This is a genomic window from Cupriavidus sp. BIC8F (assembly GCF_032465815.1).
In the GTDB taxonomy this organism is placed as follows: Bacteria; Pseudomonadota; Gammaproteobacteria; order Burkholderiales; family Burkholderiaceae; genus Cupriavidus; species Cupriavidus necator.
The window spans coordinates 1,887,151-1,911,697 of record NZ_CP136094.1; the positions used below are offsets into that span (position 1 = coordinate 1,887,151).

23 protein-coding genes are annotated in these 24,547 nt (G+C 68.8%); 7 read left to right on the forward strand and 16 right to left on the reverse strand.

From position 1 onward, the window contains the following. Positions 1–5 precede the first annotated feature (5 nt). The 3 genes from pdxA to trpS all read left to right on the forward strand — a co-directional run bounded on the left by pdxA (position 6) and on the right by trpS (position 3,070). Positions 6–1,109, forward strand: a complete 1,104-nt coding sequence (gene pdxA / locus RS901_RS08900; RefSeq protein ID WP_316153012.1) for a 4-hydroxythreonine-4-phosphate dehydrogenase PdxA — start codon at positions 6–8, stop codon at positions 1,107–1,109. A gap of 17 nt (positions 1,110–1,126) precedes the next feature. Further along, positions 1,127–1,972: a 16S rRNA (adenine(1518)-N(6)/adenine(1519)-N(6))-dimethyltransferase RsmA gene (rsmA, locus tag RS901_RS08905; protein ID WP_316153013.1), complete on the forward strand. Its 846-nt coding sequence runs from the start codon at positions 1,127–1,129 to the stop codon at positions 1,970–1,972. A 63-nt stretch (positions 1,973–2,035) separates the two neighbouring features. Then, on the forward strand, positions 2,036–3,070 hold the full coding sequence (gene trpS, locus RS901_RS08910; RefSeq protein ID WP_013955595.1) for a tryptophan--tRNA ligase: 1,035 nt from the start codon (positions 2,036–2,038) through the stop codon (positions 3,068–3,070). 52 nt (positions 3,071–3,122) lie between these two features. On the opposite strand, the gene RS901_RS08915 is transcribed toward trpS, so the two are convergent. The 15 genes from RS901_RS08915 to RS901_RS08985 form a co-directional block, all read right to left on the reverse strand. Further along, complete coding sequence (locus RS901_RS08915) at positions 3,123–4,028, reverse strand: DMT family transporter (RefSeq protein WP_316153014.1); 906 nt, start codon at positions 4,026–4,028, stop codon at positions 3,123–3,125. Positions 4,029–4,040: 12 nt separating this feature from the next. Then, positions 4,041–4,448 carry a lactoylglutathione lyase gene (gene gloA / locus RS901_RS08920; RefSeq protein WP_316153015.1) on the reverse strand — a complete coding sequence of 136 codons (408 nt, stop codon included), beginning with the start codon at positions 4,446–4,448 and terminating at the stop codon, positions 4,041–4,043. Positions 4,449–4,531: 83 nt separating this feature from the next. Next, positions 4,532–5,386, reverse strand: coding sequence for a SprT family zinc-dependent metalloprotease (locus RS901_RS08925; protein WP_316153016.1), 855 nt, complete (start codon positions 5,384–5,386; stop codon positions 4,532–4,534). Then, entirely contained in the window at positions 5,383–6,147 is a 765-nt protein-coding gene (locus RS901_RS08930) for a lysophospholipid acyltransferase family protein (RefSeq protein ID WP_316153017.1), read from the reverse strand. Before RS901_RS08930 ends, RS901_RS08925 begins: the two co-directional genes overlap by 4 nt. A 34-nt stretch (positions 6,148–6,181) precedes the next feature. Next, positions 6,182–6,769 carry a D-glycero-beta-D-manno-heptose 1,7-bisphosphate 7-phosphatase gene (gmhB, locus tag RS901_RS08935; RefSeq protein WP_316153019.1) on the reverse strand — a complete coding sequence of 196 codons (588 nt, stop codon included), beginning with the start codon at positions 6,767–6,769 and terminating at the stop codon, positions 6,182–6,184. A gap of 21 nt (positions 6,770–6,790) precedes the next feature. Beyond that, positions 6,791–8,914: a glycine--tRNA ligase subunit beta gene (glyS, locus tag RS901_RS08940; RefSeq protein WP_316153020.1), complete on the reverse strand. Its 2,124-nt coding sequence runs from the start codon at positions 8,912–8,914 to the stop codon at positions 6,791–6,793. Positions 8,915–8,950: 36 nt separating this feature from the next. Next, on the reverse strand, positions 8,951–9,580 hold the full coding sequence (locus RS901_RS08945; protein WP_114134909.1) for a hypothetical protein: 630 nt from the start codon (positions 9,578–9,580) through the stop codon (positions 8,951–8,953). Continuing rightward, a complete protein-coding gene (glyQ, locus tag RS901_RS08950; protein ID WP_010813866.1) occupies positions 9,577–10,524 on the reverse strand; it encodes a glycine--tRNA ligase subunit alpha in 948 nt (315 codons plus the stop codon). Before glyQ ends, RS901_RS08945 begins: the two co-directional genes overlap by 4 nt. A 591-nt stretch (positions 10,525–11,115) precedes the next feature. Beyond that, entirely contained in the window at positions 11,116–12,726 is a 1,611-nt protein-coding gene (lnt, locus tag RS901_RS08955; RefSeq protein ID WP_316153025.1) for an apolipoprotein N-acyltransferase, read from the reverse strand. Beyond that, positions 12,723–13,610: an HlyC/CorC family transporter gene (locus tag RS901_RS08960; RefSeq protein ID WP_013955604.1), complete on the reverse strand. Its 888-nt coding sequence runs from the start codon at positions 13,608–13,610 to the stop codon at positions 12,723–12,725. The genes lnt and RS901_RS08960 overlap by 4 nt, the downstream gene beginning before the upstream one ends. A gap of 133 nt (positions 13,611–13,743) precedes the next feature. Then, on the reverse strand, positions 13,744–14,490 hold the full coding sequence (gene ybeY, locus RS901_RS08965) for an rRNA maturation RNase YbeY (protein ID WP_316153028.1): 747 nt from the start codon (positions 14,488–14,490) through the stop codon (positions 13,744–13,746). Beyond that, positions 14,491–15,489: a PhoH family protein gene (locus tag RS901_RS08970; protein WP_114134905.1), complete on the reverse strand. Its 999-nt coding sequence runs from the start codon at positions 15,487–15,489 to the stop codon at positions 14,491–14,493. Positions 15,490–15,522: 33 nt separating this feature from the next. Further along, a complete protein-coding gene (gene miaB / locus RS901_RS08975; protein ID WP_316153031.1) occupies positions 15,523–16,875 on the reverse strand; it encodes a tRNA (N6-isopentenyl adenosine(37)-C2)-methylthiotransferase MiaB in 1,353 nt (450 codons plus the stop codon). 88 nt (positions 16,876–16,963) lie between these two features. Beyond that, the gene (locus RS901_RS08980; protein ID WP_316153033.1) at positions 16,964–17,365 is read right to left on the reverse strand and encodes a hypothetical protein; all 402 of its coding nucleotides are present in this window, start codon (positions 17,363–17,365) and stop codon (positions 16,964–16,966) included. Positions 17,366–17,478: 113 nt separating this feature from the next. Further along, on the reverse strand, positions 17,479–19,164 hold the full coding sequence (locus tag RS901_RS08985; protein ID WP_316153035.1) for a ClcB-like voltage-gated chloride channel protein: 1,686 nt from the start codon (positions 19,162–19,164) through the stop codon (positions 17,479–17,481). A 300-nt stretch (positions 19,165–19,464) separates the two neighbouring features. On the opposite strand from RS901_RS08985, the gene RS901_RS08990 reads away from it, so the two are divergent. After that, a complete protein-coding gene (locus tag RS901_RS08990; protein ID WP_316153037.1) occupies positions 19,465–21,057 on the forward strand; it encodes a DEAD/DEAH box helicase in 1,593 nt (530 codons plus the stop codon). A gap of 19 nt (positions 21,058–21,076) precedes the next feature. Then, positions 21,077–22,123, forward strand: a complete 1,047-nt coding sequence (locus RS901_RS08995; RefSeq protein ID WP_316153038.1) for a serine/threonine protein kinase — start codon at positions 21,077–21,079, stop codon at positions 22,121–22,123. A gap of 47 nt (positions 22,124–22,170) precedes the next feature. Here the strand turns inward: RS901_RS08995 and RS901_RS09000 are convergent, their stop codons facing one another. Then, positions 22,171–22,611, reverse strand: coding sequence for a universal stress protein (locus tag RS901_RS09000; RefSeq protein WP_041227749.1), 441 nt, complete (start codon positions 22,609–22,611; stop codon positions 22,171–22,173). Between the two features lie 350 nt (positions 22,612–22,961). Here RS901_RS09000 and RS901_RS09005 point away from each other — a divergent pair, with 350 nt between their 5' ends. Both RS901_RS09005 and RS901_RS09010 read left to right on the forward strand, forming a co-directional pair. Then, positions 22,962–24,029: a CaiB/BaiF CoA-transferase family protein gene (locus RS901_RS09005; protein ID WP_316153040.1), complete on the forward strand. Its 1,068-nt coding sequence runs from the start codon at positions 22,962–22,964 to the stop codon at positions 24,027–24,029. 92 nt (positions 24,030–24,121) lie between these two features. After that, positions 24,122–24,532, forward strand: a complete 411-nt coding sequence (locus RS901_RS09010) for a carboxymuconolactone decarboxylase family protein (RefSeq protein ID WP_316153041.1) — start codon at positions 24,122–24,124, stop codon at positions 24,530–24,532. Positions 24,533–24,547: the final 15 nt, after the last annotated feature.

Sequence of the window (24,547 nt, forward strand, 5' to 3'; positions counted from 1 at the left end):
CTGACATGCCCGACCCGCTAGCCCTAGCCATCTCGACCGGAGAACCCGCCGGCATCGGTCCCGATATCACCATCGGGGCGTTGCTGCAGCTGGCGGGCGCCAACAATGGCGTCGGTGGCGGGCAATACCGCTTCCATGTGCTGGGCGATGCCCGCCTGCTGGCCGATCGCGCCGCGGCGCTGGGCGCCACGCACGCCTGGGAGCGGCGCATTGCCGACGGCGACGTGGTCGTCGAGGACATCCCGCTGGCAGTCGCGTGCGAGGCCGGGCGGCTCGACGCGCGCAACGGCCCCTATGTGCTGAAGCTGCTCGATGCCGCCATCCGCGGCTGCCGCGCGCGCGGCAAGGCAGCGCCCCGGTATGCCGCAATGATCACGGCGCCGGTGCAGAAGAGCACCATCAACGACGCCGGCGTGCCCTTCACCGGCCATACCGAATACCTGGCCGACAGCGCCCGCGTGCCGCGCGTGGTGATGATGCTGGCCGGCCCGCAGCCCGCGCACGACGGGGCCATGCTGCGCGTGGCGCTGGCCACCACCCACCTGCCGCTGCGCGCGGTGCCCGATGCGCTGTCCGTGCCAATGCTGGTGCAGACGCTGTCGATCATCGATGCCGACCTGCGCCGCTACTTCGGCATCGCGCGGCCGTGCATCCTGGTCACGGGCCTGAACCCGCACGCCGGCGAAAGCGGCCATATGGGCCGCGAAGAGATCGACATCATCATGCCCGCGCTGGCGCAGGCAAAAGATGCCGGCATCGACGCGCGCGGACCCTTTCCGGCCGACACGCTGTTCCAGCCGCGCCACCTGCGCGATGCCGACTGCGTGCTGGCGATGTACCATGACCAGGGGCTGGCGCCACTGAAATACGGCACCTTCGGCCACGGCGTGAATATCACGCTGGGGCTGCCCTTTATCCGCACCTCGGTGGACCATGGCACCGCGCTCGACCTTGCCGGCACCGGCCAGGCCGAACACGGCAGCATGATCGAGGCCATCCGCAGTGCGGTCATCATGGCCGGCCACGCCAATGGCCGGCGCCCTGGCAGCAACGGTGCCACGGGCAGCCATCCTGGCCACACCCATTCCGGCCCGCAGCCGCCATGCTGAAGCTGGACGAATAACCCATGCGTTCAAACGTGCACCAGGGCCATGTGGCCCGCAAACGATTCGGGCAGAACTTCCTGGTCGACGACACCGTCATCCACGGCATCGTCAATGCCATCAGCCCGCAGGCCGACGACGTGCTGGTCGAGATCGGTCCCGGCCTGGGTGCCCTGACCACCCCGCTGCTCGAACGGATCCCGCAGATGCAGGTGGTGGAACTCGACCGCGACCTGGTCGAGCGCCTGCGCCGCCGCTACGGCGAGCGTCTGCAGGTCCACGCCGGCGACGCGCTGGACTTCGACTTCGGCAAGCTGGAGGTGCCGGGGCGGCCGCTGCGCATCGTCGGCAACCTGCCGTACAACATTTCCAGCCCGCTGCTGTTCCACCTGATGGACTTCGCCGACCAGGTGCGCGACCAGCACTTCATGCTGCAGAAGGAAGTGGTGGAGCGCATGGTGGCCGAGCCCGGCAGCAAGGCCTTCGGCCGGCTGTCGATCATGCTGCAGGTCCGCTACTACATGGAGCATGTGCTCGACGTGCCGCCGGGCAGCTTCAACCCGCCGCCCAAGGTCGATTCCGCCGTGGTGCGCATGATCCCCTGGCCGCGCCACCTCGACGGCCGGCTGCGTTCGCCGCATGCCGATTGCGACATCACCGTGCTGGGCGACGTGGTCACCGCGGCGTTCTCGCAGCGGCGCAAGGTGCTGCGCAACACGCTCTCGTTCCTGCGCGACCAGGTCGACTTCGATGCGATGGGCTTCGACCTTGGCCGCCGCGCCGAGGAAGTGCCCGTTGGCGAGTATGTCGAACTGGCCCGGCGCCTGGGTGGTACGCCGCCATCCGGCCAGGCCGGACAGGCCGCCTGAGGCCCGTGCAACCCGATTCCCGAATCCCGAATTTCCCGCGACTATTTCGTGCAAGACCGTCCCATGACAGCCCAGACCCAAACCAACCGGCGTCCCGTGATCCTGACCGGCGACCGTCCCACCGGCCCGCTGCACCTTGGCCACTATGTCGGCTCGCTGAAGAGCCGCGTGGTGCTGCAGGATTCGCATGAGCAATACGTGCTGCTGGCTGACACCCAGGCCATGACCGACAACGCGCACGATCCCGACAAGGTGCGCCGCAACGTGCTGGAAGTGGCGCTGGACTACCTGGCCGTGGGCATCGACCCGGCCAAGACCACCATCACCGTGCAGTCGCACCTGCCGGCGCTGGCCGAGCTGACGCTGATGTACCTGAACTTTGTCACGGTGGCGCGGCTTGAGCGCAACCCGACCATCAAGGAAGAGATCCAGGCGCGTGGCTTTGGCCGCGACATCCCAGCCGGCTTCCTGTGCTACCCGGCATCGCAGGCCGCGGACATCACCGCCTTCAAGGCCCACGTAGTGCCGGTGGGCGAAGACCAGGCGCCGCTGATCGAGCAGACCAACGAGATCGTGCGCCGCATCAACCACCAGGTTGGCCGCGAAGTGCTGCCCGAATGCAAGGCCCTGATCCCCGAGTTCGGCCGCCTGCCTGGTGTGGACGGCAAAGCCAAGATGAGCAAGTCGCTCGGCAACGCGATCGCGCTGGGGGCCTCGCCCGAGCAGATCAAGGCCGCGGTGCACAGCATGTACACCGACCCCAACCACCTGCGCGTGTCGGACCCGGGCCAGGTCGAGGGCAACGTGGTGTTCACCTACCTGGATGCGTTCGACCCCAACACCGAGGAAGTCAAGGCGCTGAAGGAGCATTACCAGAAGGGCGGCCTGGGCGACATGGTGCTCAAGCGCCGCGTCGAGGGCGTCCTGCAGGACATGCTGGCCCCGATCCGCGCGCGCCGCGAAGAACTGGCCAAGGATCCGGACTACGTGTTCGACATCCTGCGCCAGGGCACCGCGAAGGCGCGCGCACTGACCCAGCAGACGCTGGACGAAGTGCGCGACGCGCTCGGCATGTTCTCGTTCGAGGCACGCCGCTGAGCGTCAGGCAGCGGCGGCTTCGGCCGCCGCCGTATTACGGTAGCCGCGCCGCTCAGGCGCGGCGATTGACCAGCGCGATGCCGGCCAGCACCAGGAGTGCCGCCACGGCAAAGCGCGGGCCCACCGCATCGCGCATCAGCACCACGCCGAAGGCGACCCCGAACAGCGGCGTCAGGAAGGAAAACACCGACAGCCGCGACGCCAGGTAACGCCGCAGCAGCCAGAACCAGGTCAGGTAGCTGGCAAACGCGATCAGCACTGACTGGTAGAACAGGCTCGCCAGCACCACTCCGTCGATCTGCACGGTTGCGGTCTGGCCGGCGGCCACCGCCATCGCCAGCAGCATCACCGCGGACACCGCCAGCTGGTACAGCAGGGTCTTGCTGGCCGGGGCGCTGGCCAGCGGGCTGGCGCGCACCACCACGGTGGTGGCGGCCCACAGTGCGCCGGCGAGGATGCCAAGCGCATCGCCCAGCAGCGTGCTGGCCTGCGCCGACGGCGCGGCAATGCCATCGGCAAAGGCCAGCGCCATGCCCGCGAACGCGAGCGCCACGCCCAGCCATTGCCCGGTGTGCAACCGCTCGCCCGGCACCACGAAATGCAGTCCCAGCGCGGTGAAGATCGGCGCGGTGTACAGGAACACCGCCATGCGCGAGGCGGTCGTGTGGCCCAGCCCGACGAAGATGCAGAAGAACTCCGCGCCGAACAGCAGCCCGGCCAGCAAGCCGGCGTTCAGCGTGCCGTCGCGCCGCCACAGCGGCGTGCCGCGCCAGGCGGCAAAGCCGAACACCAGCAACGCCGCCACTGCCGAGCGCACGCCGGCCTGCAGCACCGCGCCCATCAGCGGCGCGGTGACCTTGATCACCACCTGCTGCAGGCCCCAGGCGGCGCACAGCACCACCATCAGGCCCACGGCGATGCCGTCGAGCGGCTGCCGGGCCAGGGTTTGCGTGCTCATGGCCAGCGTCCGTCAGGGACGGCTGGCGTCGCGGGTGGTATGGCGCTCGATCAGCTCGATCTTGTAGCCGTCCGGGTCTTCGACAAAGGCGATCACGGTGGTGCCGCCCTTGACCGGGCCGGCTTCGCGCGCGACCTTGCCGCCGGCGGCGCGGATGCGCTCGCAGGCGGCCGCGGCATTGTCGGTTTCCAGCGCGATATGGCCGTAGGCCGTGCCCAGGTCATATTGGTCGACGCCGTAGTTGTAGGTCAGCTCCAGCACCGCGGTCTCGCTCTCGGGCCCGTAGCCGACGAAGGCGAGGCGGTACTTGTACTCAGGGTTGTCGCTCTGGCGCAGCAGCTGCATGCCGAGCACGCGGGTGTAGAAATCGATAGAGCGCTGCATGTCGCCGACGCGCAGCATGGTGTGGAGGAGTCGCATTTGAGGGCCTTCAACTGTTTTAGGTATAGGAAGGCGCCATTTTAGTGCGTTTGGCCGAAACGTACCGGCCCGCTCCCGCCCGCTCAGAAGGTTGGCAACAGCTCGGGCGGGTGTGCCCGCAGTTGCGCGCGCGCATCGCGGAACTCGGGGAAGATCGATTCCACGGTCTGCCAGAAGCGCGGGCCATGGTTCATTTCCTTCAGGTGCGCCAGCTCGTGCGCGGCGACATAGTCGATCATCGACAGCGGGAAATGCATCAAGCGCCAGTTCAGCCGGATCTTGCCGTCGGCGGTGCAACTGCCCCAGCGTGTGGCGGCCGAGGTCAGCGCAAAGCCGGTGTGGCGCACGCCCAGCTTGTCGGCATAGATATCGAGCCGCTCGGCCAGCAGCCGGCGCGCCTGCTGCTGCAGCCAGCCCTGCACGCGGTCCTTGATCTGCTGCTCGTCGGCATGGCCCGGCAGCGCCAGGTGCAGCACGCGGCGGTCGGCATCGAACAGCAGCGCGCCGAGCGGCGACTCCAGCGACAGCGTCAGCGGCTGCCCCAGGAAGGGCAGGCTGGCGCCGTCGCGCCATTGCACCGTGGGCAGGATGCGGCGCGACTCGCGGTGGCGCCACTCGCCCAGCTTGTTGAAGATCCAGCGCTGTTTTTCCAGGATGGCCGACTCGATGTCCGCCAGCGTGACCCAGCGCGGCGCCGTGATCGACAGGCCGCGGTCGTCGATGGTGAAGCCGATGGTGCGGCGCGCCGAGCGCTTGAGCGTGTAGTGCAGCGGCCGTTCGCCGATACGCAGCAGGCGTGCGTTGGGTTGCGGCACCGGCCATGCGGGCTGCTGCGGGGGCTCTTGCACAAGCGGGGCCGCTGGCTGCGTCGCCTGGGCGGACTCCGCCAGCGGCAGGTCCAGCTGCGCGCCGTCGGCGTCAGGTCGCAGCAGCTTCATGCGGCGGGCCCGCCCGGAGCCGCGCCCCGGTAGCTCTGCGGATCGATGCGGCGCATGTCGCGCTCGATCCATTCCGCCACCTCCTGGTTGAGCTGGTCCGCGGTCTTGTTGGCCGAGGCGATCGCCGGGCCGACCGAGATCGTCACCATGCCCGGGTGCTTCAGGAACGAATTGCGCGGCCACACCCGGCCCGAGTTGACCGCCATCGGCAGCACCCAGGCGCCGGTTTCCACCGCCAGGCGCGCGCCGCCGCTCTTGTAGCGCGCCTTCTCCAGGCCCGAAGGCGTACGCGTGCCTTCCGGGAACATGATGATCCAGGCGCCTTCGGCCAGCCGCTCGCGGCCCTGGCGCGCGGCCGAGGCGAAGGCGCGGGTGCCTTCCTTGCGGTTGATATGGACCATCTTCAGCATGCCCAGCGCCCAGCCGAAGAACGGCACCAGCAGCAGCTCGCGCTTGAACACGAAGCACAGCGGCTTGGGCATCAGCGCCACGTAGGCCACGGTTTCCCAGGCCGACTGGTGCTTGGACAGCAGCACCACCGGCTTGTCGAGCATCACGTCCATATGCTCATGGCCTTCGATGCGGTACTGGATGCCGCAGATGCCGCGCGCGGCCCAGATCACCAGCAAGGGCCAGCCGCGCACGAAGCGGAAGCGCTGGTCGGCATTCATGAACGGGAACACCAGGAAGCAGGCGCAGGCGTACGGCGGCGTCAGCACCAGCAGGTACAGCGCAAACAACAGGGAACGAAGAAACGTCATGCGGGGGGCGCGAATAGGGAATGGATGCGGGTGGTCAGCCGGCGCTATGAGTGGGCGGGCGCTGTGCGCCGCCGTTGCCGGTCAGCCAGCGTGCAAACGCGCGCAGGTCGTCGTGTACCTGCGTGCCCGGCGGCAGGCCACCCTGGTCGAAGGTCTTCTGGCCTTTGCCGCTGCGCACCAGGTGCGGCGCGCAGCCAACTGCCACGCCGGCTTCCAGGTCGCGCAACGAATCGCCAACGATGGGCACGCCGCGGAGCTCGATGCCGAAGCGCTCGCTGATCTGCTCCAGCATGCCCGGCTTGGGCTTGCGGCAGTCGCAACCGTCCGCGGCGGTATGCGGGCAGAAGAACACCGCGTCGACGCGCCCGCCCAGGCGCGCGAGCAACGTGTGCATCTTCTCGTGCATGGCGTTGAGCGCGCTCATCTCGAACAGCCCGCGGCCGATGCCGGACTGGTTGCTGGCGAGGACCACGCGGTAGCCGGCCTGGTTCAGCGCGGCGATGGCCTCCAGGCTTCCGTCGATCGGCACCCATTCATCGGGCGTCTTGATGAACTGGTCGCTGTCGAGGTTGACCACCCCGTCGCGGTCCAGGATGACAAACTTGGGCGGCGTCTGCGGCATGTGCGGCTCCGGTGGCTGGGATCAGGCGGCCAGCTTGGAGATGTCGGCCACGCGGTTGGCCATCGCATGCAGCGAAGCCAGCAGCGCCAGGCGGTTGGCGCGCAGCTGCGCATCCTCGGCCATCACCATCACATCATTGAAGAAGCGGTCGACGGCATCGCGCAGCTGGGCCAGGTCGCGCAGCGCGGCGGTGAAATCGCCGCTGGCGAAGGCTGCTTCCACGGCCGGGCGCACGCGCTCGATGGCGGCGTGCAGCGCGCCTTCGGCCTCTTCCTGGAACAGCGCCGGATCGACGGCGCCGACCGGCTCCGTGTTCTTGCGCAGGATGTTGGTGATGCGCTTGTTGGCGGCGGCCAGGGCCTCGGCCTCGGGCAGCGCGGCAAAGGTGCGCACTGCCTCCATGCGGCCCAGGATGTCGTGCAGCTGGTCCGGGCGCAGGCTGACCACGGCCTCGACTTCGTTGGTGGTGTAGCCCTTGTCCTTCAGGTAGCCGCGCACGCGGTCGTACAGGAAGTCGGCAATGGCCTCGGGTGCCGGCTTGACTGCAGCGATGCCGGCAAAGGCCTGCTGCGTCAGCGCCAGCAGCGACGACAGCGACAGCGCCAGCGGCTTTTCGATCAGCATGCGCAGGATGCCCAGCGCATGGCGGCGCAGCGCGAACGGGTCCTTCTCGCCGGTGGGCTGCAGGCCGATGCCCCAGATCCCGACCAGGGTCTCGAGCTTGTCGGCCAGCGCCACGGCGGTGCTGACCGCGCCCGCGGGCAGCGCATCGCCGGCAAAGCGCGGACGGTAGTGTTCGGAGCAGGCCAGTGCCACGTCTTCGGCCTCGTCGTCGTGGCGGGCGTAGTACGTGCCCATGGTGCCCTGCAGCTCGGGGAACTCGCCGACCATGTCGGTCAGCAGGTCGGCCTTGGCCAGCTCGGCGCCGCGCATCGCGGCGGCCTTGTCGGTGGGCACGCCGCTGTCGTTGAGCGCATCGGCGATATGGCCGGCGATCTGCTGCAGGCGCTGCACGCGGTCCAGCTGGGTGCCGATCTTGTTGTGGTAGACCACGCTGGCCAGCTGCGGCACGCGCGATGCCAGCGTCTTCTTGCGGTCCTGGTCGAAAAAGAACTTGGCATCGGCCAGGCGCGGGCGCACCACGCGCTCGTTGCCGGTGATGATCGACTGTGGTGTCTCGGTGGCCAGGTTCGACACGATCAGGAAGCGGTTGCGCAGGTGGCCGTCGGCATCGGTCAGCGCAAAGTACTTCTGGTTGGTCTGCATGGTCAGGATCAGGCATTCCTGCGGCACCGCCAGGAAGGCTTCCTCGAAATGGCAGGCATAGACCACCGGCCATTCCACCAGCGAGTTGACTTCATCGAGCAGCGAATCGGGCATGATCACCTGGTCGGCGCCGGCTTCCTTGAGCAGCGCGGTGCGCATGCGCTCGCGGCGCTCGGCGTAGCTGGCCACCACGTGGCCGGCGGACTCCAGCTGCTGCGCATAGTCATTGGCATGCGCGATCTCGATCCTGCCGTGCGACAGGAAACGGTGGCCTTGGGTCAGGTTGCTGGCCTGAAGCCCCAGCAGCGTCACCGGCAGGATCTCGGCGCCGAACAGTGCGATCAGGCTGTGCGCCGGGCGCACGAAATGCACCGTGCTGCCGTCCGGACGCTGGTAGCTCATGACCTTGGGGATCGGCAGCTTCGCAATGGTGTCTTCCAGCGCTGCCTGCACCGCGGCAGCGAGTTCGGCGCCGCGTGCGGTATAGCGGTAGAAGAAGGCCTCGGCCTTGCCGTCGGAGGCGCGCTCCAGCGACTGCCAGTCGATCTCGGCGACGCCGACCGACTTGGCCAGCGCGGCCAGCTTCTTGGCCAGCGGCGCGGTGGGCTCGCCGTTGGCGTCCAGCGCCACCGACAGCGGCAGGACCTTCTCGCGCTGCTCGCGGTCCGGCGCGCTGCGGCGCACGCCCGCCACCAGCGCGGCCAGGCGGCGCGGGGTGGCGAACGGCGTCACGGTGGCGCCCGGCTCAAGCAGGTCGCGCTCGCCCAGGCCGGCGAACAGGCCCTGCGCGAAGGCGTCGCCCAGGCGTCCCAGCGCCTTGGGTGGCAGTTCTTCGGTGAACAGTTCGATCAGCAGCGAGTCGGTCATGGGTTGCGACATGAATCGTATCCAGCAAGTTGTAGCGCGCGCCGCTTATCAGCAGCGCGGCGAAAGATTAGGTTCCACTCCGGACAGCAGCCACAGGCCGTTCTGTTGCCGGAATTGCAGCGTGGTGTAGGCGCATTGCGCGGCCGCCGCGGCGCTGGCCGCGCCGTTGCTGCCGCCGCGGCTGCCTGCAGCCGGGAAGCGCGCGTCGATGCGGCGCAGGCGCTTGTCGTAGCGGATCTCGTCGATGCGCCCGCCCACCCAGAAATCGATCTTCGGCGGCAGCTGCGCCGCCGAGTGGTAGGTCTTGACCGTGCGGCGGGTGCGGCCGTTGTGGGTCTCCATCTCCACCCACGTCAGCGGGTAGCGGATCGCGCTTTCATAGGCGCGCAGCGGCACGCGGTGCCACCCCAGGTCGCGCTGGCCGGACAGGTCGCATGAGAACGAGCGCACCAGCTGCGTCCACTGGTCGAGCGCGTTCAGCGACGGGCGCCATTGGCGCGCCATGGCAAGCTGCAGCGCCTGCGGGTCGGCCTCGCACACATTGCTCAGCTCCGCCGGCAGCATCAGCGCCTGCGCGCTGGGTGCCGCCTGCGCGCGCGCGCCGATGGCATTGCCGGCGGCGGCGAGCGCGGCGATCGCCATGGCGCAGCACAACGCGCTGCGCGCCAGTTGCGTCATGCCCGGGCTCCGCCGTTGCCGCACATCGGGAAGCCGAGGGCCTCGCGCGAGTCGTAGTAGGCCTGTGCCACTTGGCGCGACAGGTTGCGGATGCGGCCGATATACGCCGCGCGCTCGGTCACCGAGATCGCGCCGCGCGCGTCCAGCAGGTTGAAAGTGTGGGCGGCCTTGAGCACCTGCTCGTAGGCGGGCAGCGCCAGGCGCGTGCCCGCGGCCTGGCCTTCCTCGGCGCCGTCGCCATTGCCCATTAGCCGCTTGGCCTCGCCTTCGTGCTCGGCGAAATGGCGGAACAGGATCTCGGTGTTGCTGTGCTCGAAGTTGTAGGTCGACTGCTCGACTTCATTCTGGTGGTACACGTCGCCATAGGTCAGGCGGCGCGTCTCGCCGTTCTCGACCCACTCGGTCCAGATCAGGTCATAGACGTTCTCGACCTTCTGCAGGTACATCGCCAGGCGTTCGATGCCGTAGGTGATCTCGCCGGTGATGGGCTTGCAGTCGATCCCGCCCACCTGCTGGAAGTAGGTGAACTGTGTCACTTCCATGCCGTTGAGCCAGACTTCCCAGCCCAGGCCCCAGGCGCCCAGCGTGGGATTCTCCCAGTCGTCCTCGACGAAGCGGATGTCGTTCTGCTTGAGGTCCAGGCCGAGCGCCTCGAGCGAGCCCAGGTACAGCTCCAGGATGTTCTCGGGCGCGGGCTTGAGCACCACCTGGTACTGGTAGTAGTGCTGCAGGCGGTTGGGGTTCTCGCCATAGCGGCCGTCCTTGGGGCGGCGCGACGGCTGCACGTAGGCGGCGCGCCACGGCTCGGGGCCGAGCGCGCGCAGGAAGGTGTGTACGTGGGATGTGCCGGCGCCGACCTCCAGATCGATGGGTTGCAACAGCGCGCAGCCCTGCCGGTCCCAATAGGCCTGCAGGGTCAGAATCATTTGTTGGAAGGTCAGCATATGAAGACTAGGTAGAGGCACCCGGGCGCGGTCGCGCCGCCCGGCATGCAGGCCCCGCAGCGCGTGCCGGAGCCGGCGCATGCGGATTTTGCCAAACCCTGAATTCTATCGGCTTTTTGGCAAGGCGCCCCGTTTGGCGGGGCCGGCTAGGGCACGCACCGATGGCTGAGGATGCTTGCCAATGTCGGCCCTACGCAACGCATCGGGAAAATACTGAGGCGGATTTCAGGTTTGGCCGCTGCTAGCCGATAACGTTTTTGTATACAGTATGAGTAAGCAACCCGTTTCAGAGCGTTGCGATTGACAGTCCGTGCCGGCATGGCGGGCACGGCGGCTGCTGGCTGGCACCGCAGTAGCCGTTTGTCGGTAACTGATTATTGATGGGGACTTGGCATCATGGCACTTCTTTCTCGCAAGCCTTACCTGGTCGCAATCGCGGTCATGATCGCCGCGGCCACCGTGTCCGTGGCGACCGGGCTGCTGGGCTGAACCGGCTGGCGCTCACCTGAGGCGCCACAACCGGCACCGTAATCCAGCACCGGACGGCGGCGGCGATCCCGCCGCGTCCGGTGCCTGCTTCTACCTGTGCCTTCAGCTTGTGCCGCGCATCTTGCGCGCACGCCAGGCAGCCATCCCCAGCACCAGCGCAAACAGCGCCAGCACCGGCGCGTTCCCCCAGCGGATATAGGGCGTCAGCCCCTGCATGCCCTGCACCTCGGCCGCCAGCGTGCCGACTGTGAAGGTCGGCAGGCGTTGCTGCACCGAGCCATCCGGGCGCACCACCGCGGTCATGCCGGTATTGGTCGAGCGCAGCATCGGCCGGCGCGTTTCCAGCGCGCGCATGCGCGAGATCTGCAGGTGCTGGTCCAGCGCGATGGTGTCGCCGAACCACGCCAGGTTGGTCAGGTTGGCCAGGACATTGGCCGGCGCCGGCTGCTGGCGCAGCGTCTGCGCGATTTCCTCGCCGAACAGATCCTCGTAGCAGATATTGGGCGCCACGCGCACGCCGCGCACCGGCAGCGAGGCCTGGTCGAGCCCGCCGCGGCGGAAGTCGCCCAGCGGCATCTTCATCATGTCGACGAACCAGCGGAACCCCAGCGGGATGAATTCGCCGAACGGCACCAGGTGGTGCTTGTTATAGCGGTACAGGCGTTCGGTCTCGGGGCCCAGGCCGAAGACGCTGTTGGTGAAGTCCACCGGGGAGTCGGCGCCGGCGGCGCCGAACAGCACCGTGGTGCCGCTGGCCAGCGCGTGGTCGCGCACCGCCACGGCCACGTCGACCGGCAGCTCCTGCAGGATGACCGGGAACGCGGTTTCCGGCGTGACCACCAGGTCGGCCGGCGCGGCGGTGATCATGTCGCGGTACAGCTCGATCGAGCGCTGGATGCCGGCGGGCTCGAACTTGATGTCCTGGGCCACGTTGCCTTGCAGCAGCCGCACCGACAGCGGCTTGCCGGCGGGCGTGGTCCAGGCCAGCGGCGCCAGCGCGGCGCCCGCAGCGGGCAGGGCCAGTGCCAGTGCCAGTGCGCCCAGCGCCCGGCCGCGTTCGCCGCGGCCCAGTCCGCGTACGGCAGCGGCCAGCAATGCCGCCACCGCGGCTGCCAGGGCGCCGATGCCGTACACGCCAAGCAGCGGCGCGAAGCCGGCCAGCGGGCCATCGGCATGGGCATACCCGCCCGACAGCCACGGGAAGCCGGTAAACACCACGCCGCGCAGCCATTCGGCGAGACCCCAGGCAGCGCCGAAGGCCAGCGGCGCCAGCAGCGTGGTCCCCGGCAGGCGCGCCGTCAGCCGATGCCACAGCGCGCCGGCCAGCGCCGGGTAGAGCGACAGGAAGCCCGAGAACAGCACCACCGCCAGCGCGGCCATCCACGCCGGCATCTCGCCGTAGACGTGCATGCTGATATAGAGCCACCAGATGCCGGACAGGAACCAGCCCAGCCCGAAGGCATAGCCAGTGGCGGCGGCCAGGCGCGCGCGCGGCGCGTCGGCCATCAGCGCGGCCAGGCCGGCCAGCGACAGGATCTGCAGCCACCACCAGTCATGGGGGGCGAAGGCTTGCGTATGGGCGATGCCGAGCACGCCGGCCAGCAGCAGCCGCGCCATGGTCGCTGCGCGCGAATGCGCGCGCGTGCCAGGCACGCCCGTCGGGGCGGCGTCGGCAGCGGCGGCGCCGTTGAGGACCGGGGCGGAACGCTTCATGCGCCGGCCGTGCCCGCGTTGTCGCCGTTGGATTCGCGGTGCACCTGCAGCAGGTGCACCTGCCGCGCGTCGGCGCGCAGCACCTCGAAGCGGATCGGCGGCAGGGTGATGACCTCGCCGCGGTGGGGCACGTGGCCCACGTGGTTGGACAGCAGCCCGCCCACGGTATCGACGTCGTGGTCGGAGAACGCGGTGCCGAAGGCCTCGTTGAACTGGGCGATCTCGGTCAGGCCGTGCACGCGCCAGCTGCCGTCGGGCATTGGCAGGATATTGTCCTGGTCTTCGTCCAGGTCGAACTCATCCTCGATATCGCCCACGATCTGCTCCAGCACGTCCTCGATCGTCACCAGGCCGGCCACGCCGCCGTACTCGTCGACGACCATGGCGATATGGTTGCGGTTGATGCGGAAATCGCGCAGCAGGATGTTCAGGCGCTTGGACTCGGGGATGAACACCGCCGGGCGCAGGGTCTCGCGCAGGTCGAAGGCGGGGTCGGTGTAGTAGCGCAGCAGGTCCTTGGCCAGCAGGATGCCGATGATGTTGTCGCGGCTGCCTTCGTAGACCGGGAAGCGCGAGTGCGCGGTCTGCTGCATGAAGGGGATGAACGCCTCCGGGGCGTCCGCGATATTGACCATATCCATCTGCGCGCGCGGCACCATGATGTCGCTCGCGGTCAGTTCGGAGACCTGGAACACACCCTCGATCATCGACAGCGAGTCGGCGTCGATCAGGTTGCGCTCATGCGCTTCCTGGAGCACTTCGAGCAATTCCGCGCGGGTGTCCGGCTCAGGGGAAATCAGGTCTGACAGGCGTTCGAGAAGCGATCTGGGCCGATCGGCCTGCTTCAGGTAAGCGGGCTTCGAACTGGGATAAGGGTCGTTCATTTCGCGGCGAGCGCGTGGTGGAGATCGTCTGAAGGATACACTAAAAGCCTGACCGTCCCGTGACGGCGGGCGGTGGCCTGAGACCGGATGTGAGGCAGGCGGCGCTCGGTGAGCGCCGCCTATGACAAGGGAATCACGCGGTGCGGTCGCCCTGGTAGGGGTCGGCGTAGCCCAGCGCCTGCAGCGTCTCGGTCTCGATCGCTTCCATTTCCTCGGCCTCGGCGTCTTCCTCGTGCTCGTAGCCTTGCGCGTGCAGCACGCCGTGCACGATCAGATGCGCATAGTGCGCCTCCAGCGGCTTGCGCTGCTCGCGCGCCTCGGCTTCCACCACCGGGCAGCACAGCACGACATCGCCCGTGACCGGGTCTTCTTCGTTTTCCGCATAGGCAAAGGTCAGCACGTTGGTGGCGTAGTCCTTGCCGCGGTAGGTGCGGTTCAGCGTGCGGCCTTCTTCCTCGCCGACAAAGCGGATAGTCAGCGCGGCATCGGCATACAGCGCCGACTTGACCCAGGTCTCGATCTTGCGGCGCGGCGGCAGGCCGGCGCGCTTGCCGACGCCGTCGCCGTTCTGGATCTCGAGTTCGAGTCCGGGCGGGGTGGCCGGCGTGCCGGTGGTGGTGACCACCGGCGTGGCGGTCACGGCCACCGACAGCGAGTCATGGTTGTCCGGGCGCACCAGCAAGCCGGCCTGCTGGTTGGTGTCGGTGTGCTCGGCCAGCAGCGCTACCACGCCGTCGGCGGCCTGCGACAGGTCCAGCGTCAGGCTGCGGCCGTCGGGCAGTTGTACGCGCAGCGCGTGCGCGGCGCTCTTGCGCGCGCGGCCGTCGCCGTCGAACAGGGTCAGGCTCACGGCGGAAGACTTGGATTTCTGGGATTTCAATTAAGCGTCCTTGTGCTGGGCGTGGTATTCGTCATAGGCATCGACGATGCGGGCCACCAGCGGATGGCGCACCACGTCGATGCTGGTAAAGCGGGTGCAGGCAATGCCGCGCACGTCGCGCAGCACGAGCTGCGCTTCCACCAGGCCGCTCTTTTGCCCGCGGGGCAGGTCGATCTGGGTGATGTCGCCGGTGATCACCGCCTTCGAGCCGAAGCCGATGCGCGTGAGGAACATCTTCATCTGCTCGGGGGTGGTGTTCTGCGCCTCGTCCAGGATGATGAAGGCATGGTTCAGCGTGCGCCCGCGCATGTAGGCGAGCGGCGCGATCTCGATCATCTGCCGATCGAACATCTTCTGCGTGCGGTCGAAGCCGAGCAGGTCATACAGGGCGTCGTACAGCGGGCGCAGGTAAGGGTCGACCTTCTGCGCCAGGTCGCCGGGCAGAAAGCCCAGGCGCTCGCCGGCCTCGACCGCCGGGCGCGTCAGCACGATGCGCTTGACCGCATCGCGCTCCAGCGCATCGACCGCGCACGCCACCGCCAGGTAGGTCTTGCCGGTGCCGGCCGGGCCGATGCCCATGGTCAGGTCGTGCGACAGGATATTGCGCAGGTAGTCGCGCTGCGCCACGGTGCGGCCCTGCAGGCCGGTGCGGCGCGTGTGCAGCACCGGCGATTCGTCGCCGATCTCGCGATCCTCGACATCGCCGCCGTTGCCAGGCAGGTAGCTGCCATGCGCGGACAGCTGGCGCGTTTCCACCAGGCCCAGCTGCACGTCGTCGATCGACAGCGGCGTGCGCGCCTGGTTGTAGAAGCGCTCCAGCGCCGTCGCGGTGTCCTGCGCATTGTTGCCGCGCACCGTCATGCGGTGGCCGCGCCGCTGGATGGTCACGTCGAGCGCCTGCTCGATCTGGCGCAGGTTTTCGTCGAGCGGCCCGCACAGGTTCTGCAGCCGGGTGTTGTCGTCCTTGGGGGCGACGAATTCTGCGGAAGGGACTTTCATCAGTTGGCGATGGCCTCGCTGGATAGTGCCTGGTTACTGCCGAACCACGATCTCGCCGCGCAGCGAGTGCGGGAACGCCTGCGTGATGCTGACGTCGACCAGTTGGCCGACCAGCCGGTCGCGGCCGGCCTGGGGCACGCCCGGCAGCGCAAAGTTGACCACGCGGTTGTTCTCGGTGCGGCCGTGCAGCTCGGTCGGGTCCTTGCGCGCAGGGCCTTCCACCAGGATGCGCTGCACCGTGCCGACCATGTTCCGGCTGATGCGCTGCACGTTTTCCTCGATGGTGGCCTGCAGGCGCTGCAGCCGGCGCAGCTTGACCTCGTGGGGGGTGTCGTCGTGCAGGTTGGCAGCGGGCGTGCCCGGGCGCGGGCTGAAGATGAACGAGAACGAGGTGTCGTAGCCAATCTCCTCGATCATCGCCATCAGCTTCTCGAAGTCGGCATCGGTCTCACCGGGGAAGCCCACGATAAAGTCCGACGACATCGACATATCCGGGCGCAGCGCGCGCAGCTTGCGGATGATGCTCTTGTACTCCAGCACGCTGTAGCCGCGCTTCATCGCCATCAGGATGCGGTCGGACGCATGCTGCACCGGCAGGTGCAGGTGGTTCACCAGCTTGTCGCAGCGGCTGTACAGCTCGACCAGGCGCGAGGTGAATTCCTTCGGGTGGCTGGTGGTGTAGCGGATGCGCTCGATGCCGGGGATCTCGGCCACGTATTCGATCAGCAGTGCAAAGTCGGCGATCTCGGTGGTGTCGCCCATCTTGCCGCGGTAGGCGTTGACGTTCTGGCCCAGCAGCGTGACTTCACGCACGCCCTGTTCGGCCAGGCCGGCAACTTCGGCCAGCACGTCCTCGAACGGGCGCGACACTTCCTCGCCGCGGGTGTAGGGCACCACGCAATAGCTGCAGTACTTGGAGCAGCCTTCCATGATCGAGACGAAGGCGCTCGGGCCTTCCACGCGTGCCGGCGGCAGGTGGTCGAATTTCTCGATCTCGGGGAAGGAAATGTCCACCTGCGACTGGCCGGTGCGCTGGCGGCGCGCGATCAGGTCGGGCAGGCGGTGCAGCGTCTGCGGGCCGAACACCACGTCGACATAGGGCGCGCGCGAGACGATGCTGGCGCCTTCCTGGCTGGCCACGCAACCGCCCACACCGATCACCAGGTCGGGTTTGACGGCCTTGAGCGCCTTCATCCGGCCCAGTTCCGAGAACACCTTCTCCTGTGCCTTCTCGCGCACCGAGCAGGTGTTGAACAGGATCACGTCGGCGTCTTCGACGTTGTCGGTGGGTTCCAGCCCCTGGCTGGCGTTGAGGACGTCGACCATCTTGCCCGAGTCATACTCGTTCATCTGGCAGCCGTACGTCTTGACGAAAACTTTCTTCATATGCCGATCTCAGTGGTTGACCTGGGGGCATCAGGGTGTTGCAACAACACGGCCGGCGCGTTGGGCACGCCGGTCGCACTTCCGGGGACTACGATTTCTTCTTCAGCGCCTTCTGTTCCGGCTCGCTCAGCACCCAGGCGGTCAGCAACTGGCCGTACAGGTCCAGCTTGTACCGCACCGGCAGCTTCTGGCCCGCCACCGCGGCACTGGCCAGCAACTGGTTGTCGGTGCCGAACAGGCGCAGGCCCGGCGCCACGCCGACGGTCTTGCCATCGAGCGTGGCCGTTTGCGGCGCGCCGGCAGACGGCGTGGCGATAACGAGCCTGGCCGCCTGCGCATCGTCCGGGATCACCCGCACCGGCTGGGCCACCGCGCTTGCCGCACCGAGCAGCAGGGCGGCGGCGCAGGCCAGCGTTGGCAACAGCTTGCGGGCGCGCCTGGGTTGGACAGACTCCGGCGCCTCGCGGCGCGCATCACGACCTGCTGGCATGGGGGAGAACTCCGACAAATGGGACGACGCGTTGGCGGGAATGGCCCGAAGGCGGGCGCAACCTCGCATTTTACCCCGCTGGCGGCCTGGCTGGGTCGGCGATGCGTCCGGGCTCAGAACAGGCAGGATGCCTCTTGCAGCACACGCTGCTTGGACACCGTGCCCATCAGTTCGCGGCTGGCGCTGTCGCGCACCAGCGGGATGCGGTTGATGCCGTGCCTGGCAAACACCGCCAGGGCGTCGCGCAGGCGCGAATCCGGGGTCAGTGCGGGGAAGTCGCGTTCGGCCAGCTCCAGCACGTCATCCGGGGCCCCCTCGCGCTGGGCGCGCTGCAGCGCGTGGATCGACAGCGCGCCCAGCAGGCGGCCATCCGCTTCGACCAGATAGAGGTAGCGCGTGCCGGTCTCGGCAAACTTGTCGGCTGCCGCCGCCAGCGTAGCGTTCGGGTCGAGCACGGTGTCGGTCGGGTCGCACAGGCCCGCCAGCGTCAGCGTGCGGGCATGTTCGGCCGCGGCCGAGGCCTGCGCGCGCTCGGAGATCACGCTATACAGCGACAGCGTCTGGCAGCGTGACGCGGTGTAGTACGCCGCCACCGCGCCGATCATCGACGGCAGCAGCAGTGCGGGTGCCAGCGTCATCTCGAACACCATCAGCACCGACATCAGCGGCGCCTGGCTGGTGGCCGCCAGGAACGCGCTCATGCCCACCAGCGGCAGCAGCGGCGCCGCACCGGCCGCCGTGCCCTGCATGCCGATGGCCAGCAGCTGCCCGAGCGCCGCCCCCACGAACAGCGACGGCGTGAACACGCCGCCGACCGCCCCCGAGCCCATGCTGATCACCGTAGCCACCAGCTTGGCCAGCAGCACGCCGGCCACCGGCACGCTCAGCGGCTGTTCCTGCAGGATGGTCTGGATGGTGGAATAGCCGTTGCCAACCACCTCGGGCACTGCCATCGCCAGCACGCCGACCAGCGCGCCGCCCAGCGTCAGCCTTGCCACTGGCCCGCCCGGGACGGCGGCAAAGCGGCTGCGCGCAAAGCTGGCGGCGCGCATGAACAGCGCGCCCGCGATGCCGGCGGCCACGCCCAGCGCCGCCGCGGCCAGCAGGATGTGCGGGCGCAGGTCGGGGGCGATATCCAGTCCCGGGTAGAGCGGCTGCAGGCCGCCGTGCCACTGGCTGACCATGGCGCCGGCCACCGAAGCCAGGAAGAGCGGCATCAGGCGCTGCACCGCGAGCGCCCCGAACACCACTTCGGCAACGAAGACGGCGGCGGAGAAGGGGGTGTGATAGACGGTGGCAAGGCCGGCCGCGGCCCCGCAGGCGGTCAGCATGCGGCGCATGTTCGAGCCGCCGCCGCGTTCCAGCCGGGTCGAGGGGAACAGCGAGCCGCACAGCGCCGCCAGCTGGATCATCGCGCCTTCCTTGCCGACCGAACTGCCACTGACGATCGAGAAAAACGATGAGAGCGCGCGCAGCAAGGTGATCCGCACCGGCAGGCGGCCGCTGCCGTTGGCCACCGCTTCCATGTAGTCGGTGGCGCCGCCGTGGCTGCCGGCCAGGCGATTGGCCAGCACCAGCAGGCCGCCCGCCAGCGCGCCGCCCGCCGCCGGAATTACCAAGCGCCACGCCAGCGCCAGCGTGGCGAATACGGCCACCACGTCGGCATGGCTGGAAAACAGCACGACGCCCGCGCCCTCCAGCGCTTCCTTGAACAGTGTGGTGGCAATGGCCGCGACGATCCCGACCGGGATGGCCGCGAACAGGGTGACTTCCTGGTCTTCGAGGAAACGCAAGCGCATGGCGGCTTTCCGGGGCACATGTGGCGCGGGTGCGGAGCCGGAGAGGGGGCGGGCAGAGGCTGTCATGATAGCGCAGCGCCACCCGCGCAGAGCCGATGTGCGCCGGCGCGCATGCGGGGCCGCGCCCGGTGCAGAACCCGCTGGTCCCGGACTGGTACACTACCGCTCTTTCCTTCGCGGGCGGGCCGGTGCCCTGCCATGCCGGCTTCCCGGCGTTCGCGTTCCGATTCCGATCCGATTACCAGGAGCCATCCGGCGTTTGGCGCACCGCGTGCGCAGCGATGGCCCAAGCAGCAATACATGTCTTTTTCTGAACTCGGCTTGTCCGACAAGATTGTGCGTGCCGTGGCCGAACAGGGCTACACCACGCCGACTCCCATCCAGGCCCAGGCAATCCCCGCCATCCTCAAGGGCGGCGACCTGCTCGCCGGCGCGCAGACCGGCACCGGCAAGACCGCCGGCTTTACGCTGCCGATGCTGCAGATGTTGTCCGACTCCGCGGCGCGCGGCGCCAATGGCGCGCAGCGTCCGGCCCGCCTGCCGGTGCGCGCACTGGTGCTGACGCCCACGCGCGAACTGGCCGCCCAGGTCGAAGAGAGCGTGCGCAACTATGGCAAGTACCTGCGCCTGCGCTCCATGGTGATGTTCGGCGGTGTCGGCATCAATCCGCAGATCGAACAGCTCAAGCGCGGCGTCGAGATCGTCGTGGCCACTCCCGGCCGCCTGCTGGACCACGTGTCCCAGCGCACCATCGACCTGTCGCAGGTGGAACTGCTGGTGCTCGATGAAGCCGACCGCATGCTCGACATGGGCTTCATCCACGATATCCGCAAGATCCTCAACGTGCTGCCGGCCAAGCGCCAGAACCTGCTGTTCTCGGCGACGTTCTCGGACGATATCCGCGCGCTGGCAGACCGCCTGCTGAACAACCCCGCCTCGATCGAGGTGGCGCGGCGCAATACCACGGCCGAGACCGTGGACCAGCGCGTCTACCCGGTGGACCGCGAGCGCAAGCGTGAACTGCTGGCCCACCTGGTGCGCCAGCATGACTGGCACCAGGTGCTGGTGTTTACGCGCACCAAGCACGGCGCCAACCGCCTGGCCGAGCAACTGACCAAGGACGGCCTGTCGGCACTGGCGATCCATGGCAACAAGAGCCAGTCGGCGCGCACGCGCGCGCTGTCGGAATTCAAGTCCGGCACGCTGCGGCTGCTGGTGGCAACCGATATCGCCGCGCGCGGCATCGACATCGACCAGCTGCCGCACGTGGTCAACTTCGACTTGCCCAACGTGCCCGAGGACTATGTGCACCGTATCGGCCGCACCGGCCGCGCCGGCGCCGAGGGCGAAGCGATCTCGCTGGTCTGCGTGGATGAGATTGCGCTGCTGCGCGATATCGAACGCCTGATCAAGCGCAAGCTCGAACAGACCGTGTTGCCGGGCTTCGAGGTCGACCCGAGCATCGCGCCCGAGCCGATCCAGAAGGGCCGCCAACAGCGTGGCGGTGGTGGCCAGGGGCAAGGACAAGGCCAGGGCCGCGGACGCGCCCAGGCGCGTCCGGCCGGCAACGAAGGCGAGGGCGCCCAGCGCCAGCGCCCGGCGCGCGAAGCGCAGGCTGCGCCGCGGCAAGCCCAGGGCGGCCAGCCGCGCACGCGCGCTGCCGAAGGCGGCCAGCGCGGCAATGGTGCCGCCAACGGCAACCGTGGCGGCCAGCCCGCCGGCGGCGCGCGCAATCCCGCACCGCGCCGCGACGGCCAGGAGCCGGCGCGCCAGCAACGGACCGCGGCGCAACCCGCGCGCCAGCCGCACGACGCGGCCCCGGCACCTGCGCGCAATCGCCGTCCGGCGCCGCAGGCCGCGCTGCTCGGCGGCAACCGCAAGCCGGCGCGCTGAGCGGATCAGGGCTGACACCATGCACGCGTCCGACGCTCCGGCCGACCCCGGCGTTCCCTACGCCGGCCTGACGCCGGAGCTGATGCTGGACGCGCTGGAAGGCGCCGGCCTGCGCCCCGACGGGCGCCTGCTGGCGCTCAACAGCTATGAGAACCGCGTCTGGCAGCTGGGCATCGAGGATGCCCCGCCCGTCATCGCCAAGTTCTACCGTCCGGGCCGCTGGACCGACGCGGCCATCCTGGAAGAACACGCCTTCGTGCAGCAGCTGGCCGATGCCGAGATCCCGGCCGTGCCGGCCATGGTGCTGGCACCGGGCGAGGCCGGCACGCTGCTGCATCACGCCGGCTTTCGCTTCGCGGTATTCCCCCGCTGCGGCGGCCGCGAGCCCGCGCTGGACCGTTCCGATACGCTGACCTGGCTCGGCCGCTTTATCGGCCGCATCCACGCGCTGGGGGCGACGCAGCCCTACCAGGCGCGCCCGGCGCTGGATCTGGAAACCTTCGGCGTTGCTCCGCGCGACTGGCTGCTTGCCAGCGGCTGTATTCCCGCCGAGCTGCTGCCCGCGTGGCAATCGGTGACGGACCTGGCGCTGGACGGCGTGCGCCGCTGCTATGAGCGCGCCGGCGAGGTGCGCCTGCTGCGCACCCACGGCGACTGCCATCGCGGCAACGTGCTGTGGATCGACGAGGACGACGCGCGCGGCGGCACCCATGGCGCGCCGGGCCCGCACTTCGTGGATTTCGACGACAGCCGCATGGCGCCGGCGATCCAGGACATCTGGATGCTGCTCGAGGGCGACCGCGCGGCCATGCAGGACCAGCTGGCCGACATCGTTGCCGGCTATGAAGACTTCGCGGAATTCCAGCCGCGCGAACTGTGGCTGGTGGAAGCGCTGCGCACGCTGCGGCTGTTGCACTACAGCGCCTGGCTGGCCAGCCGCTGGGCCGACCCGGCCTTTCCGGCCGCGTTCCCGTGGTTCGGCACGGCGCGCTACTGGCAGGACCGCATCCTGGAGCTGCGCGAACAGGTGGCGCTGATGGACGAAGCGCCCCTGTGGGGCGCCTGAGGTCTACCGGACGGCGCCGCCAGGGCGCCGGTATTCGGCTGCTTTGCTCAGCTCTTCTTTTCCGGCGCCTTGACCAGCAGCACCGGGCACTCGGCCTGCGCCAGCACGCGGCCCGCGACCGAACCGATCACCGCATCGAAGAACGAACCCCGGCCATGCGTGCCCATCACGATGGCCGCGGCGTCGACCGAGCGCGCACAGGCGACGATGCGCTCCGGCGCGAAGCCGTGCAGCGGGTGCCGCTCGAACGGCACCTTGGCTGCGGACAGGATGTCGCAGACCGCCGCCATGGCCTTGTCGCTGGCCTCCTTGTGCCAGTCGTCGATGGTCTCCTTGCTGACAAAGGCGCGCACCTGGCCGCTCACTTCCGGCGCCACATGCACGACATGCACGGTGAAGCCGCTCTGCAGCAGCTTGCCTTCGGCGATAAAACGGGCTGCGGCGTCGCTGAAGGCCGAGCCGTCGGTGGCGAGCACGATATTGGTCATGTTGGGAATCTCCTGGATGGGGGCTGTCGGCAGGCGGTGCGCCATGAGGCGGCACCGCCACTGGAACCATCATGGCACCTAGTGTCCTGCCAGGACCCGATTTAGATCAAGTCGGATCGGATTTATCCTATCCCGCCGTGCGATAGCCGGCCGGTTGACGGATTCCGTCAATCCGGCTGAAGCATTTGGCCATTGCCCCGTCAACGCGGCGGCGCGTAGCATGCTCCCGAGCCCCGCGGCAGGCATTGGCACGCCCGTGCTGCCGCAGGCACGGCCCATCCCATACCTATTCAATACAAGCTGCCCCCGGCCATGGCGCGGGCGGGCGGCGATTGCGGAGACGAACGATCATGAGTGAGCGTGGCAACCTGCTGCCCCTGCGCGGAATCAAAGTAGTGGAATTCGAAGGCATCGGCCCCGGCCCGTTGTGCGGCGCGATGCTGGCCGGCCTGGGCGCCGAAGTCACGCTGGTGACCCGCCCGGTCGCGCCGGATGCCCGCCGCATCCTGCGCGGCCAGCCCGTGCCGCCCGAGATGGAGCTGGAGCACGGCAAGCGCGTGGTGCAACTGAACCTGAAGTCGCCGCAAGACGTGGCCGCCGCGCTGGACCTGGTGGCCGGCGCCGACGCGCTGATCGAAGGGCTGCGCCCGGGCGCGATGGAGCGCCTCGGCCTGGGCCCGAAGGTGTGCCATGCACGCAATCCGCGCCTGGTCTACGGCCGCATGACCGGCTGGGGCCAGACCGGCCCGCTGTCGCAGAGCGCCGGCCACGACCTCAACTACATCGCGCTGACCGGCCTCTTGTCGATGGCCGCGCGCGAAGGCTCACTGCCGATGGTGCCGCCGACCGTGGTGGGCGATGCCACCGGCGCGCTTGGCCTGGCATTCGGCATCACCAGCGCCATCCTGAGCGCGCGCGCCAGCGGCGAGGGCTGCGTGGTGGACGCGGCCATCACCGATATCGTTGCCATGCTGGGCTCGCTGGTGCAGGTGTCGCGCGCAGCCGGCACATTGGGCGGCCCGCAACCCAGCCCCTTCCACGATTCGCCGTTCTATGACGTCTTCCCTTGTGCCGACGGCCGCGCCATCACGCTGGGCGCGCTTGAGCCGCAGTTCTACCGCGAGCTGCTCGAGCGGCTCGAACTGACCGACATCGACCCCGCCGCGCAGTATGACCGCGCCCAGTGGCCCGCGGTGAAGGCGCGCATTGCCGCCTGCATCGCAGGCAAGCCCAGCACCCACTGGGAGTCGGTGCTGGGCGGCACCGACGTGTGCTTTGCGCGCGTGCTGACCCTGGACGAGGCCGCGCGCCATCCGCACAACCAGGCACGCGGCACGTATCGGCTGTACCAGCAGGGCGAGCGCGAGGTGCCGCGTTCGGCGCCGGCGCCGCGCTTCCTGCCCGCCGGCACGGAATGACCTGGGGCCGCGGCACTGGTGCTGCGGCCACTCGAATCTGCCTGATCGGTTCGGCTACCATGCGGCATCCACCCAAACCGGAGACCCAAGCCATGGCCGAACCGAGCCAACCTCCAGCCTATACCCCCACGCCGGCCTTCGAGGCCGGTCTTGACGTGCGCACCGAAGTGCTCGGCTCCGAGCACGTCCGGCGCGCGCTGGACGCCGCCGCGCAGCAGGGCGACACCAGCCTGCAGCAACTGGTGACGGAGTTCGCCTGGGGCACGGTCTGGACCCGCGACGGCCTGGACCGCAAGCAGCGCAGCCTGGCCACGGTGTCGATGCTGATTGCGCTGAACCGGCCGCAGGAGCTGGCCGGGCACCTGCGCGGCGCGCTCGCCAACGGCGTTACGCCGCAGGAACTGCGCGAGCTGATGGTGCACAGCGCGGTCTACTGCGGGTTCCCCGCGGCGCTGGATGCCAGCCGCAAGCTGACTGAAGTCCTCGACGCTGCCAACGGGTAACGCCGACCGCGGCAT